13 protein-coding genes are annotated in these 13,944 nt (G+C 60.8%); 10 read left to right on the top strand and 3 right to left on the bottom strand.

Annotated features, from left to right (window positions below):
• Nucleotides 1–4: 4 nt before the first annotated feature.
• Nucleotides 5–1,630: a methyl-accepting chemotaxis protein gene (locus ACE3O2_RS10575; protein WP_374337290.1), complete on the bottom strand. Its 1,626-nt coding sequence runs from the start codon at nt 1,628–1,630 to the stop codon at nt 5–7.
• Nucleotides 1,631–1,767: 137 nt separating this feature from the next.
• Between ACE3O2_RS10575 and nhaA the strand changes: the two genes are divergently transcribed.
• The 9 genes from nhaA to ACE3O2_RS10530 all read left to right on the top strand — a co-directional run bounded on the left by nhaA (nt 1,768) and on the right by ACE3O2_RS10530 (nt 10,869).
• Entirely contained in the window at nt 1,768–3,099 is a 1,332-nt protein-coding gene (nhaA, locus tag ACE3O2_RS10570) for a Na+/H+ antiporter NhaA (protein ID WP_374337288.1), read from the top strand.
• 85 nt (nt 3,100–3,184) lie between these two features.
• Entirely contained in the window at nt 3,185–4,522 is a 1,338-nt protein-coding gene (miaB, locus tag ACE3O2_RS10565) for a tRNA (N6-isopentenyl adenosine(37)-C2)-methylthiotransferase MiaB (protein WP_374337286.1), read from the top strand.
• 10 nt (nt 4,523–4,532) lie between these two features.
• Nucleotides 4,533–5,483 carry a PhoH family protein gene (locus tag ACE3O2_RS10560; protein WP_168878012.1) on the top strand — a complete coding sequence of 317 codons (951 nt, stop codon included), beginning with the start codon at nt 4,533–4,535 and terminating at the stop codon, nt 5,481–5,483.
• Entirely contained in the window at nt 5,480–5,968 is a 489-nt protein-coding gene (gene ybeY / locus ACE3O2_RS10555; protein ID WP_374337284.1) for an rRNA maturation RNase YbeY, read from the top strand. Before ACE3O2_RS10560 ends, ybeY begins: the two co-directional genes overlap by 4 nt.
• Nucleotides 5,958–6,371 (top strand): VOC family protein, encoded by a 414-nt coding sequence (locus ACE3O2_RS10550; RefSeq protein ID WP_374337283.1) that lies wholly within the window; start codon nt 5,958–5,960, stop codon nt 6,369–6,371. Before ybeY ends, ACE3O2_RS10550 begins: the two co-directional genes overlap by 11 nt.
• A 73-nt stretch (nt 6,372–6,444) precedes the next feature.
• Nucleotides 6,445–7,299: an HlyC/CorC family transporter gene (locus tag ACE3O2_RS10545; RefSeq protein ID WP_374337281.1), complete on the top strand. Its 855-nt coding sequence runs from the start codon at nt 6,445–6,447 to the stop codon at nt 7,297–7,299.
• Nucleotides 7,289–8,818: an apolipoprotein N-acyltransferase gene (lnt, locus tag ACE3O2_RS10540; RefSeq protein ID WP_374337279.1), complete on the top strand. Its 1,530-nt coding sequence runs from the start codon at nt 7,289–7,291 to the stop codon at nt 8,816–8,818. The genes ACE3O2_RS10545 and lnt overlap by 11 nt, the downstream gene beginning before the upstream one ends.
• Nucleotides 8,819–9,221: 403 nt before the next feature.
• On the top strand, nt 9,222–9,680 hold the full coding sequence (locus tag ACE3O2_RS10535; RefSeq protein WP_374337277.1) for a hypothetical protein: 459 nt from the start codon (nt 9,222–9,224) through the stop codon (nt 9,678–9,680).
• A complete protein-coding gene (locus ACE3O2_RS10530) occupies nt 9,640–10,869 on the top strand; it encodes a methyl-accepting chemotaxis protein (RefSeq protein WP_374337275.1) in 1,230 nt (409 codons plus the stop codon). Before ACE3O2_RS10535 ends, ACE3O2_RS10530 begins: the two co-directional genes overlap by 41 nt.
• A 41-nt stretch (nt 10,870–10,910) precedes the next feature.
• On the opposite strand, the gene ACE3O2_RS10525 is transcribed toward ACE3O2_RS10530, so the two are convergent.
• On the bottom strand, nt 10,911–11,672 hold the full coding sequence (locus ACE3O2_RS10525) for a flagellar brake protein (RefSeq protein ID WP_374337273.1): 762 nt from the start codon (nt 11,670–11,672) through the stop codon (nt 10,911–10,913).
• Between the two features lie 196 nt (nt 11,673–11,868).
• On the opposite strand from ACE3O2_RS10525, the gene ACE3O2_RS10520 reads away from it, so the two are divergent.
• Nucleotides 11,869–12,447, top strand: a complete 579-nt coding sequence (locus ACE3O2_RS10520; RefSeq protein WP_168878007.1) for a TetR/AcrR family transcriptional regulator — start codon at nt 11,869–11,871, stop codon at nt 12,445–12,447.
• On the opposite strand, the gene ACE3O2_RS10515 is transcribed toward ACE3O2_RS10520, so the two are convergent.
• The gene (locus ACE3O2_RS10515) at nt 12,448–13,920 is read right to left on the bottom strand and encodes a YdiU family protein (protein ID WP_374337271.1); all 1,473 of its coding nucleotides are present in this window, start codon (nt 13,918–13,920) and stop codon (nt 12,448–12,450) included.
• Nucleotides 13,921–13,944: the final 24 nt, after the last annotated feature.

The following is a 13,944-nucleotide window of genomic DNA, read 5'->3' as shown; positions in this document are numbered from 1 at the left end:
CGATTCAGTGTGTGCTGAGCTGGAATCGTTGTACCGCCTGCAGCAAAGAGGTGCTTTGTTGCTCAAGGGCGTGGCTGGTGGCGCTGGCTTGCTGCAGGGTGGACAGGTTGGTGCTACTCATGTCAGCGACCCGCTCGGTATCCTGTGCCACCAGATGATTGGCCTGAACCTGCTCCTGCAATGCAATGGTGATTTCTGACACTGAACTCAAGGCCGCCTGCACATGGCTGCCAATCGCATTCAACTGCTCTCGAGTGGTGGTGGCAGTCTCCATGGTGGCCTTGACCTGACGAACATTGTTTTGCATGCGCTCCACGGTCTGCCCCGTCTGCTGCGTAATGCGAGAGACCACTTGGGTAATGTCACTGGTGGCAGTGGCGGTATGCTCAGCCAGTTTGCGAACCTCGTCTGCAACCACCGCAAAGCCTCGCCCCATTTCGCCTGCACGCGCAGCCTCAATGGAGGCATTCAGCGCCAGCAGGTTGGTTTGCTCGGCGATGGACGCAATCACCTTGACCATGCCATTGATTTCAGTACTGCTCTCGGCCAAGGTATGTACCTGCTGTGCGGAGTCCTGGATGGAGTGACTCAGGCGCTCCAGCTCCAGATGCATGTCTCCAACACGAGTTAAAGCGTGCTGGGCGGCGGTATCGGTAGCTTGAACCCCTTCACGGGCATGTGTCGCGTTGTCCTTGATCACGGCTATGCTGGTGGCGGACTGCTCAACCGCTGCCGCAATCGAGCTGGTGGCTTCGTCCAGGGTATCGGTAGCCGAGACGGCATGATTGACCGATTCGCCCATATGTCGGGATTGGTCGTTCAATTGTCTGGCCAGGCTACTGATCTGTTCTACCAGAGCATGAAGCTGTTGCCGCATCACACCCAGCGAGGTCAGCAACTGGCCGGTTTCATCCTGGCTGGCGGCAGGGGGCAAGGCGCTCAGGTCGCCTTGCGCAATGGTCTGTGCATAGTGTACGGCTGCTTTCAGTGGCCCCACGATACTGCGGGCGATCCAGCGACTGAGCAACAGGCTGATGGCAATTGCTGCCAGCAACAAACCGATGCTGATGGTGAGGGTGCGCTGGTATTGCTGCTCGCCGTCCTGATAGAGTCGCTGTGCTTCGCGTAACTGCAAGTCAATCAGCTCAGAGATTTTGCCAGACACCGGGTCGATGACCGGGTACATGTTCTTTGCGGCATATTGAGCCACAGCCTCTGCATTATTCTGCCGAATGAGGCCCAGCAGCTGGCTGATTGAGGTATCCGCCTGTTTCATCAAGGTGTCCGCCTCACTGGCCAGACGTGCTTCATCCGGCGTCAGATAGGTGCTGCGATAGGCCTGCCATTCCTTGGCGATGGTTGCCCGGGCGGTTTCGATGCTTTGCTGGGCTGCCGTGGCATTCAGGTTGCCATTGCGCAGCTTGTGCGTGGTATCAACGATGTTGACCGCATACATGTCGGCCACCACTTTCAGCTGCTTGAGTGGAACCACCCGGTCATTGTAGGTGCTGGCAAAATCCTGATTGATGGCGCGCATGTTATAGAGGCTGATCAATCCGGTGAGTACAATCAACAGCAATAGACAGCCTCCCAGCAAGTACAATCGGGAAGCGATATGACGTTTGAGCATGTTGCACCCTCCGGGCAGGGATTCAATCAGATGGAACCACTTTCTTTTCAACCTAGCCCATGATCAGGGAAATGCAATGCTGGCCACAGTTTGCGGCCGAGACGGGCAAGCTACTCCCCGTAACTGAAGGAGCCGAGATGACGGTTGACACACGACACACCATTCTGCGATTCATCGTGGCACCGATCGAACGCTTCACGGCGCTGTCTGCCGCCAGTGGTATTGTCCTGATGCTGGCGACAGGCGCCGCCTTGCTGTGGGTGAACCTGGGTGGGGAGCATGCTTACCATGCCTTGTGGGAGCTGCCGGCCGGGCTGAGTCTGGCCGGGCTTGGCTTGCAGTTGCCGCTGCATGCCTGGATCAATGATGGCCTGATGGCGGTGTTTTTCCTGCTGGTCGGGCTGGAGATCAAGCGAGAGTTGCTGGTGGGCGAACTGGCCAGCCTGCGGCAAGCGGCGCTGCCGGTGGTGGGGGCCATTGGTGGCATGCTGGTCCCCGCGGCCCTCTATCTGTATTTCAACCCGCACCCGCCGGCTGCCAACGGTTGGGGAGTGCCGATGGCCACCGACATTGCCTTTGCGCTGGGGGTGCTGACCTTGCTGGGCAACCGGGTGCCGCCATCACTGCGGGTGTTTCTGGCGGCACTGGCGATTACCGATGACCTGGGTGCGGTGCTGGTCATCGCGCTGTTCTACAGCGGTGCCTTGCAGTGGGACATGCTGCTGGCTGCAGGTGGGGTGTGGGTGGTGCTGCTGCTGGGCAACCGGCTGGGGGTGCGCAGCCTGTGGTTTTACCTGTTGCCGGGGGTGGCCCTGTGGTATCTGGTGCTGCAATCCGGGGTGCACGCCACGGTGGCAGGCGTGTTGCTGGCGTTTGCCATTCCGGCCCGCCCGCAGGTGGCGCCGGGGCTGTTTCTCAAGGACGCACAGCGCCTGCTGAACGATCTGGCACAGCGCGACCCCAACCGCCTGTCGCTGTTGCTCACCGATCAGGAAGCACAAAACATCGTGCATGGACTGGAGGCGGGCTGCGAAGCCATCCAGGCCCCGCTGCAACGGTTGGAGCATGGCTTGCACGGCGTGGTCGCGTTCCTGATCATGCCGCTGTTTGCGTTTGCCAATGCTGGCATCCATCTGGATGCCAGCCTGCTGACTACGCTGCAGCAACCGCTGGCGCTCGGTATTGTCGCCGGGCTGGTGCTGGGCAAGCCTTTTGGTATCCTGCTGCTGTGCGGGCTGGCGCGGCTGCTCCGTTTGGCGCGGCTGCCCGAAGGTGCACGCTGGCGTGACCTGTTTGGTGTTGGCTTGCTGGCGGGGATGGGCTTTACCATGTCGATCTTCATCGCCAGCCTGGCCTATCCGCTGCCTGAGCAACTGGAGCAGGCCAAGGGCGCCATTCTGCTGGCCTCGGTGCTGGCCGGGGTGCTGGCGACGCTGTGGTTTGCTGTACTGGGCCGTCGTGCCGGGTGAACGGACGGCGCGCCATGGGGCTTTGTGATAAAATCGCCCCATTTAATCAAGTATTTGCCCGCCCTCGGTGGGTAGGGTCCGTAGCATGAGCAAGAAACTGTATATCAAAACCTTCGGCTGTCAGATGAACGAGTATGACTCGGACAAGATGGCCGATCTGCTGAACATCAGCGAGGGCCTGTCGACCACCGACAACCCGGACGAAGCCGATGTGATCCTGTTCAACACCTGTTCGGTGCGGGAAAAGGCGCAGGAAAAGGTGTTTTCCGATCTGGGGCGGGTGCGTCACCTCAAGCAGCAGAACCCCGGCCTGATCATTGGCGTGGGCGGCTGTGTGGCCTCACAGGAAGGCGAGGCCATCGTCAAGCGTGCGCCGTTTGTCGACGTGGTGTTCGGCCCGCAAACCCTGCACCGCCTGCCGGAAATGATGGCGAAGCGGCGGCAGAGCGGCGAAGCGCAGGTGGACATCAGCTTCCCCGAGATCGAGAAGTTCGACAGCTTGCCACCGGCCAAGGTGCAAGGCGCGACGGCCATGGTGTCGATCATGGAAGGGTGCAGCAAGTACTGCAGCTTCTGTGTGGTGCCTTACACCCGTGGCGAAGAAGTGTCGCGCCCGTTTGATGATGTGCTGACCGAAGTTGCCGGTCTGGCGGTGCAGGGGGTAAAGGAAGTGACCCTGCTCGGGCAGAACGTCAACGCCTATCGCGGCGTGATGAGCGATGGTGAGATCGCCGATTTTGCACTGCTGCTGGAGTATGTGCACGAAATCCCCGGTATCGAACGCATCCGCTTTGTCACCAGCCACCCGAAGGAAGTGACGCCACGGTTGATTGACTGCTTTGCCCGTCTGCCCAAGGTGGCTTCGTTCTTCCACCTGCCGGTACAGGCGGGTTCGGACCGGGTGCTGATGAACATGAAGCGGGGCTATACCGCGCTGGAGTACAAATCGCTGGTACGCAAGCTGAAAGCGGCGCGGCCGGACCTCAGCCTGTCATCCGATTTCATCGTGGGCTTCCCCGGCGAAACCGAGGCGGACTTCGAGAAGACCATGCAGCTGATTGAAGAGATGGGGTTCGACCAGAGCTTCTCCTTCGTGTACAGCCCGCGCCCCGGCACGCCTGCGGCAGACCTGACCGACGATACCCCGCAAGAGGTCAAGCTGGCACGACTGGCGCGCCTGCAGGCCCGCATCAACGAGCAGGCGCGGGCGATCAGTGAAAGCATGCTGGGCACCGTGCAGAAAGTGCTGGTGGAGGGGGTGAGCCGCAAGAGCGACAGCGAGCTGTTTGGCCGCACCGAGAACAACCGCACGGTGAACTTCCCCGGCAACCCGCGCCTGATCAACCAGTTTGTCGATATCCGCATTACGGCGGTCAACCCCAACACCTTGCGTGGTGAGGTGGTGACCCACGAAGCGGCATGAAGGAGTATGTGTGACGGTACTGGAAACCGCGTTTACCCCGGTCGATAACCAGAAGCTGGCCAATCTGTGCGGCGCACTGGACGAAAACCTGCGACAGATGGAAAGCGGGCTGGGGGTGCAGATCAACCGCCGTGCCGAGCAATTCCGCATTGAAGGCGCGCCGGACAAGACCGCGCGGGCCATCGAACTGCTGGAAACCCTGTATGGCCGTGCCAATCGGCCCATCGAGGTTGAAGAGGTGCAGCTGGGGGTGCTGGAAACGCTGCGCCCGGATGCGGGCGGGCCAGACAGCCGTGGGCCGATTCTGCTCACCCGCCGCCCCGACCTGCGTGGGCGCACGGCACGGCAAGTGAGCTACCTGCAAGCCATCCAGCAGCACGACATCACCTTTGGCATCGGCCCGGCCGGGACTGGCAAGACTTATCTGGCGGTGGCCAGCGCGGTGGACGCGCTGGAGCGCGATCTGGTGAAGCGTCTGGTGCTGGTGCGCCCAGCGGTGGAGGCTGGCGAGCGGCTGGGCTTCCTGCCCGGAGATCTGGTGCAGAAGGTCGACCCCTATTTGCGCCCGCTGTACGACGCGCTGTACGACCTGATGGGTTTCGACAAGGTGCAGCGCTGCTTTGAGCGCAACCAGATCGAGATTGCCCCGCTGGCCTTCATGCGTGGCCGTACCCTGAATCACGCCTTCATCATTCTGGACGAAGCCCAGAACACCACGCCCGAGCAGATGAAGATGTTCCTCACCCGTATTGGCTTTGGCAGCAAGGCGGTGGTGACCGGTGACGTGACCCAGGTGGACCTTGATCGCCGCCAGAAGAGTGGTCTGGTGGAGGTGCAGCAGATTCTGCAGGATGTGCGCGGGCTGTCCTTCCATCACTTCCAGGCGGAAGACGTGGTGCGCCACCCACTGGTTCAACGCATCATCCACGCCTATGACCAGTGGCAGGGAGAGGGCGCATGAGCCGCAAGCAGTTACACCTGACGGTGCAATGCGAGAGCAAGGCCAGTGATCTGCCCAGCCGCAAGCAGTGGCAAGACTGGGCCACGGTGGCCTTGCCGGAGACGGTGCCGGTTGAGCTGACCCTGCGCATTGTCGATGCGGAGGAAGGTCAGCAATTGAATCGGGAGTACCGGGGCAAGGATTACGCCACCAATGTACTGACCTTCACCTTCGACGACGACGGCCCGCTCATCGACGGCATGCCGCTGTTGGGCGATATTGTGCTGTGCGCACCGGTGGTGGCGCGTGAAGCGGCAGAGCAGGGCAAGGCCCTGCACGACCACTACGCCCATCTGCTGATCCACGGCATGCTGCACCTGCGTGGCTATGACCACCTGGAGGACGACGAAGCCGAGGAGATGGAGGCACTGGAAACCCGTCTGCTGGCCGGCCTCGGCATTGCTGATCCGTATATCGAATCCGACGGGCGCGCCATTGACGACTGAGTGGCTCAGCGGCATCCACCATGTGGCGCTGATCGTCAGTGATCTCGCGGCAGCCCGGCATTTCTATGTCGAGCTGCTGGGGTTGCGGGAGCGGGCCGCGCACTACCGTGCTGAGCGCGATTCGTGGAAAGTGGATCTGCAGCTGCCGGATGGTCGCCAGCTGGAGCTGTTTACCTTTCCGCAGGCCCCGGCGCGCCCCAGTCGGCCCGAAGCGCTGGGCTTGCGTCATCTGGCGTTTCGGGTTGGCGATCTGGATGGGCTGATTCAGCATCTGGCTGCTGCGGGTGTGACGTGCGAACCGGTGCGGGTGGACCCTTATACCGGTGCCCGCTTTACCTTCCTGCCCGATCCGGATGGCTTGCCGATCGAACTGTACGAAGCGGTAGCGGCCCCGCTGTCATGAAAATATCGCTTGCCCGCCGCGCAAGGTTACACCGTATAATCAGCCACATCTGCATTTCTGCTTGTCCGACCCAATGGAAGGTTCCCCTAAGCCGCCGGCCAAACACTCCTGGCTGGAACGGCTCTCCGCATTCCTGATGCGCGAACCCGAAGACCGTGAACAACTGGTCGAACTGCTGCACGCTGCCTTTGAACGTAACCTGATGGATGCCGACGCCCTGTCGATGATCGAGGGAGTGCTGCAGGTGTCCGACCTGCGCGCGGGCGACATCATGGTGCCTCGGGCGCAGATCGATACAATTAACGTGGCGGAGCCGATTGCCCGCTTCATGCCGATGGTGCTGGAAACCGGGTATTCCCGTTTTCCGGTGTACGAAGGCAACCGCGATCAGGTGATTGGCATTCTGCTGGCCAAGGACCTGCTGCGCTACTTTGTTGATCCGGACAGCTTTGACCTGCGCGACAGCCTGCGCCCGGCGGTATTCATCCCGGAATCCAAGCGACTAAATGTGCTGCTGAAGGAGTTCCGCGCCAACCGCAACCATATGGCGGTGGTGGTGGATGAGTACGGCGGTGTCGCGGGTTTGGTGACGATCGAAGATGTGATCGAGCAAATCATCGGTGATATCGAAGACGAGTACGATTTCGATGAAACCGAAGACCATCTGCTGCAAGACCGCGATGGCAGCTGGCGCGTCAAGGCGGTCACCGAGGTGGCTGATTTTAACGAGGCCCTGGGGGTCGACCTGCCCACCGACGAGTTTGACACCATCGGTGGGCTGGTGGTGCACCAATTTGGGCACCTGCCCAAGCGGGGCGAGCGCGTTGAGGCGTTCGGGCTGCAGTTTGAGGTGTTGCGGGCTGATAGCCGTCGCCTGTACTCACTGCAGGTGAGCCGTGCGCGCCATGGCGGGCCGGATGCCGCGTGATCACGCGGTGTCCATGACACCGCCCCGCCTGCCTCGCAGTATTCCTTCCCTGCTCGCCTTGCTGGCGGGGAGTACAACGGTGTTCACTTTCGCCCCCTTCCTGGCCGGCTGGCTGGCACCGCTGCCCCTGTGCGTGCTGTTCGGGCTGTGGCTGCACCACGCCCCCAACCCGCGTCGGGCAGCCTGGCTGGGTTTTCTGTTTGGCCTTGGCAGTTTCCTCGGCGGGGTGCACTGGGTGTACGTCAGCATGTCGGTGTATGGCGGCATGCCACCGGCACTGGCTGCGCTGAGCACCTTTCTGTTTTGTGTCTATCTAGCGGCATACCCGGCGCTGGCCGGGTGGTTGCAGGCCCGTGCCGCTCAGTCAGCGCCGCTTGGCTGGCGTTGCCTGCTGCTGATGCCGCTGGCCTGGACCCTGTGTGAAGCCTTGCGTGGTGTGTTATTGACCGGGTTTCCCTGGTTGTCGCTGGGCTTTAGCCAGACCGACACCCTGCTGGCAGGCTGGGCCTCGGTACTGGGGGTGCATGGGGTGAGCTTGCTGTTGGCGCTGGTGGCCGGCGGCCTGCTATGGATGGGGAGCTGCCGACGCGGCCCGGTGTGGCGTCGCGGTGGTTTGCTCATTGCGCTGATCTACGGCAGTGGCTGGGGCTGGCAGCACATTGCCTGGACCACGCCGATGGGTGCACCCCTCTCGGTGTCCCTGCTGCAAGGCAATATCCCGCAAGACCTGAAGTGGAATCCGGACAATACCCGGCTGTCGCTGGAGGTCTATCAGTCGCAGATCCATGCAGCGCGCGGTCGCTTGCTGATACTGCCCGAGACGGCCTTTCCACTATTGATGGAACAGCTGCCGCAGGGCTATCTGCAGGACTTGCAGCGCACGGCCCAGCAGAAAGGAGCCGCGCTATTGCTGGGTTTGCCAGAGCGTGGGCCGAGCGGGGACTACTACAACAGCATGTTGCTGCTGGCGGCGAACGAGCGGCCACAGTGGTACCGCAAGGTGCATTTGGTGCCGTTCGGCGAATACCTGCCGCTACAACCTTTCAGCAGCTGGGTGCTGCGCATTTTGCATATTCCGCTTGCGGACATGTCCCCCGGTCAGCCTGCGCAGCCACCCATTACGTTGGGGGGGCTGCGCATTGCAGGCAACATCTGCTACGAAGACCTGTTTGGCCATGAGCTGCGCAATGGGGCGCATGATGCGCATCTGCTGGTCAATGGCAGCAATCTGGCCTGGTTTGGCAATTCTGTGGCCTTGCCGCAGCATTTGCAGATTGCCCGCTTCCGCAGTCTGGAGATGGGCCGCCCCATGCTGCGTGCCACCAATACCGGCATGACGGCAGCCATTGAGTTTGATGGCCGGGTCGTCGCGCAGGCCGCACCCTTCCGTGCGGCAGTGGTGGAGGCGACTGTACAGCCTCGCAGCGGACTGACCCCCTATCTACGATGGGGGGACCACTGGCTGTGGCTTGCACTACTGCTGTTTCTGACTTCCGGGCGCTGGCGCCGGACAGTGTAACGCGCGGCACGGCACCGCAGTGTCCGCATGTTTGCCACCGAGGTAGCCCCCGGCACTGATCTCCTTATTACCCCTCCTGAATGCCGTACTTTGTGCGGTGCTTGCAGGCTTGCAGTGCGCGCACTTTCGACGTGGGGCATTGCAGTTTTCTTACGCCTTGCTTACTGAATACAATATTCAAATGTAACGTTTTAATAAAAATGTAATAATGACAAATGAGAGATTTACTCAATGCAGCGCTGCCTGGCACTGCGGTCAGCACCAGAAGCCAGCTGCCAGCTGGAACACAGCGTGGTTTTGCCGGGCAAACACGATCTCTAAATAGGGTTTCGTTTTTCCCAAAGGCATCTAGGATAAAAAAGTAACCTGCAGCAGGCAGGAATAACGGGGCGAGGGAATAATCATGATGCCAGTCATGTTGCGGCAGAAGATACGTTTGGGTTTTGCGGGTTTGCTGGTGATGCTGGTGGTGGTAGGGCTGCTGGGCTGGCAAGGTTTGCGGGTGCAAGGTGCGGCAGCGGGGCATAGTGATGCTGTTGTACGGGTGATGCTGACCTCGCTGGCGAATTTCAGGGCTGAGGTTGGCAATTTGCGTCGCTTCGAGAAAGACATGCTCATCAATGCCGGTCTGGGGGATGCGGGCAAGGTCAAGGAGTATCGCGGCAAGTGGGAGGATTCAGTCAAAGCAGCGGAAGCGCAGCTGAATGTACTGGGCAGTGCCGACCCGATGTTGCAAGGTGATGCAGATAAACTGAAACAGCAAGCTGACCAGTTCCGTGGCTTGCTGTCGGCTTACGCCGGCGGGATGCGCGGTGTGGCAGATGGCATGGGCGCGGGGGGGGGACCTGAAAGCGCTGTATGAGGCGGTGAAGAAGGTTCGTGAACCGACTCATCAGCTGGAAGATGCAACCGCCAAGGCCTATGCTGCAGCCCTCAAGGAGATTGAAGCCAATACGGAAGAGCGGAATGCGGGCCAGCAATCCGCTATCCGCTGGAGTCTGCTGGTGTTGCTGGCTGCGGTGGTGCTGGGTACGGGCTTGGCCTGGAAGATCTCGGGCGACATCGGTACGCCACTGGGGCGTATGGAAGCGGATCTGGAGCAGGCCGCAGCCCAGCGTGACCTGCGTCATCAATGGGTGGTCAAGGCGCAGGATGAAATTGGCCGGATGACCCAGGCGCTGGGTAGCCTGATGCAGGCTTTGCGCAATACCTTGCAGGAAAGCCAGCGCATATCGGCGGAGGTGAAACAGGCCGCTGGTGGCATGAGCCAGCGTGCCGGGCAGGTTGAGACGGTTTCCGCCGAGCAGGCGGATGCGGCCGCATCCACGGCCTCTGCGGTGGAGCAGCTGTCCGTCAGTATCCGGGTGGTGTCGGACAATGCGCGCGGTGTGGCCAACGATGTGGAGCAGGTGCAACATGCGGCTAGCAGTGGCAGCCAGGTGGCTACCGAGGCCGCCCATGCTCTGCAGGGTATTGCCGGGGTGGTGACCGATGCGTCGCGCGGGGTGGATCAACTCGGCCAGCGTTCGATCGAGATCGGCGGCATTGCCCAGTCGATCAAGGAAATTGCTGATCAAACCAATTTGCTGGCCCTGAATGCCGCCATTGAAGCCGCGCGCGCCGGTGAGCAGGGCCGTGGTTTTGCGGTGGTAGCGGATGAGGTGCGCAAGCTGGCAGAGCGGACCGGGCAGGCCACCAATGAAATCACCCGTATCATCGCTGCGGTGCAGGATGATACCCGCCAGGCGGTGGGTTCCATGCAGGAGGTCAGCAGCCGGGTGCAGCATGGTGTTGGGTTGACGGCCTCGGTGGCGGATTCACTGCAGCAGATTCGTGGTCTGGCCGAGCAGTCGGTGGTCAAGGCGTCGGATATTTCCACCGCGATCTCCGAGCAGGGGGTAGCCAGTGACATCATCAGCCGCAATGTGGAGCAGATCGCCAGCATGACCGAGAGCAATCATGAGGCCATGACTCAAGTACGCAGGCTTAGCGATGAGCTGTCGGCCCAAGCCACTGAGCAGGACCGACTGATTGCCCAGTTCAAGATCTAACAAGAAATGTAAGCTGATGAGGCGGGCGGGAAACCGCCCGTTCAGCGTTTCAACAGGGCGTTGCGCTCACGTTCCAGCTGGGCAATGAAACGCTGCAGGATATTCTGCACACTGGAGCGGGGGGAGATAAACAGACAACCCATGCGATGGCTGATGCCGCCGCCGCGATGCTCAATGGTGACGACATTGCGCACTTGCAATGCCAGTGGCAGGATGCCGAACTCACGTAAGTCCAGTTTGCAATCCGGTAATTCCTCCAGAAAGCTGAATAGTGCCGGGTTGCCGACGGTCAGACCGACGCCACCCAGGCTGATGTCGTGCAGAGGCAAGACATGCTCCCCTGATTCATGCCCCTGCACCGTGAGCAGGTAAGGGTTGCTGATGGGCGTTTCCAGGCGGAAAAACTCTCGCCGCTGCAGCTTGATGGCGGTATCCGGAACCGCAACAGAAAAGGCAGGGCGGCCATTGAAACTGACCTGTTTGGCCTGGGTGGTGACGAACTGGATTTTCACGCCACCGGGCGAGGTCACAAACACATTCCGTTCGCTATTGAGGAAACGCTGATTGGTCGCTTCGCTACCGCCCCAGTCCAGGATCAGCTGACCTTTGGCCGGATCGACATCCAGCAAGGTGGTCAGCATGAAGTCCTTGCCATGGTTGAAATACACCGCCACCATCTGCCCGCTCTTGATCAGCGTGCGCAGGACGTACACAACTTCCACGGCGGAATGCAGTGTATAGCGGGCCAGATCATCGCTGGTCGCAAGGGGGACGGGGTTTTCCGTTTCGGGGCTGTCGGTCATTTTTCCTCTTCAACCGCAAGCGGCACATTGGCAGGTGAACCTGATGGAATTATTGCACAAGCTGCCCCGTTCTGGCTGCCAGTCTGTTCGACCGGGTGTCGGCTGGTGCTGCATTGTGTCATGTGTTGCGGCGGACGTTACGGTATCATGTCTCATATTCCGGATAAAGCAAGCGCTGCACTGACAGCGTGACCCTATGGCCAAAGTCAAAACACACGAAGAAGCCAACCGCCGTACCGATCTGGTGCGTGCTGCCGCCCGCCTGTTTCGCGAGAAAGGGTTCGAGCGGACCACGGTGCGCGATATTGCCAACGCGGTAGGCATGCAATCGGGCAGTATTTTCTATTACTTCAAGAGCAAGGAAGAAATCCTGCTGGTGGTGATGGAAGAAGGGCTGTTACTGGCATTGCAAGACCAGGAAACGGCCCTGCAAGGGGTGAACACGGCGCGTGAGAAACTGCGCGCGCTGATGCGTGCTCACCTCAAGACCTTGCTCGAGCGTGGCAGCGATTTCATCCCGGTGCTGCTGTATGAGTGGAAGTCGCTGTCTGAAGAGTCGCAGGCGCGCATTGTGAACCTGCGTGACCGCTATGAGCAGTCGTGGAATGAAACCCTGCAGGCGCTGAAGGACGAGGGCGCGATTCCCACCTCGGTACGCATCACCCGCCTGTTCGTGTTTGGTGCGCTGAACTGGACTGCGCAGTGGTACGACCCTAACCTGCGGCTGGACATTGATGGGGTGGCCGACCGCGCACTGGAGCTGTTTGTCCGTTGATCAGCTGGAGCAGCTGACGCAGATTTGCGCCGCCCAGTCCGGCGGTGCCTCTGCATAGTGCGCCAGCTCCGGCTGTTCCTCAAACGGCTTGGCCAGCAAGCCCAGCAAGCGGTTTACTTCACTGAAATCCCGATCATCTTCGGCACGCCGGATGGCCTGCTCCGCCAGATGATTGCGCAGAATATACTTTGGGTTGACGGCACACATGGCAGCTTGCCGCTCGCTATCCAGACCCGATACCAAGGCCAGCCGCTGTCGATAGCCATGCAGCCAGGCGTCGCAAGCGGCCGGGTCTTGAAACAGGGCGCGCAGATTCAAGTCCGCCGTCCCGGCCTGCCGCCCGACATGGCTGAGCTGTCGCCAGAACCGGGTGTAGTCCACCTGCTGTTGCTGCAGTAGCTGCAAGGTGGCCTCAATCAGCGGGGCATCCTGCTCGACTGGCTGGCTGCCTGCCAGCCCCAGTTTGGCTTGCATGCGCTGCAGCCAGGCCGCTTCAAACTGTGGTGCATAGTCTTCCAGCGCGGCAATGGCGGCGTCCCGGTCCAGCAGTGGCAGCATGACGCTGGCGAGAATCTGCAGGTTCCATAGCGCCACGCCCGGTTGCTGGTCAAACGCATAGCGCCCGCCGTGGTCGGAGTGATTGCAGATGTGTCCGGCGTCGTAGCGGTCCAGAAAACCGAAAGGGCCGTAGTCCAGCGTCAGCCCCAGAATGGACATATTGTCACTGTTCATCACGCCGTGACAGAAGCCCACCGACTGCCACGCTGCCATCAGCTCAGCGGTACGCTGGATCACCCGTTGCAGCAGGGCCAGGTAGGGGGTTGGGGTGTCTCGCAGGTCAGGCCAATCATGGTCAATCACGTAGTCAGCCAACTGGCGTAGCAAGTCGTGCTGCTGGCGTGCGTAGTACCACTCGAAATGACCAAAGCGAACAAAACTAGGGGCCAGCCGCACCACCACGGCAGCAGGTTCTGCTCGTTCCCGATAGACCGGCAGGTCACTACCTACCAGCGCCAGCGCGCGGGTGGTCGGGATGCCGAGCCCGTGCATGGCTTCACTGCACAGGTATTCCCGTATCGACGAGCGCAGCACCGCGCGGCCATCGGCATGGCGGGAGAAGGGTGTCATGCCTGCGCCTTTCAGTTGCACCTCCCATTGACCCTCCGGCCCTAAAACTTCGCCCAGCAGCAGCGCACGGCCATCTCCCAGTTGCGGTACAAACACACCAAACTGATGGCCGGCATAGGCACTGGCCAAGGGCTGACACCAATCAGGCAGCTGATTGCCGCTGGCCAAATTCAGCAATTCCGGACCGATGAATGTGGCCTCATCCAGCCCCAGCAAACGGGCGGCAGCCAGATTGGCGCTGACCAGCCAGGGGGCGGGCAGGGGATCGGGTGCTTGCCAGGCAAAAAAGCTTTCTGGCAGGCGGGCAAAGCGGTTTTGGTGGGTTAGTTGTGACAGGCTAGGCATGGTGACTCCGTTTCACCCCATGGT

This window comes from Leeia sp. (genome assembly GCF_041909055.1).
In the GTDB taxonomy this organism is placed as follows: domain Bacteria; phylum Pseudomonadota; class Gammaproteobacteria; order Burkholderiales; family Leeiaceae; genus Leeia; species Leeia aquatica.
The sequence above is the reverse complement of the archived record's forward strand: the minus strand, read 5'-3'. Positions and strand labels throughout refer to the sequence as shown.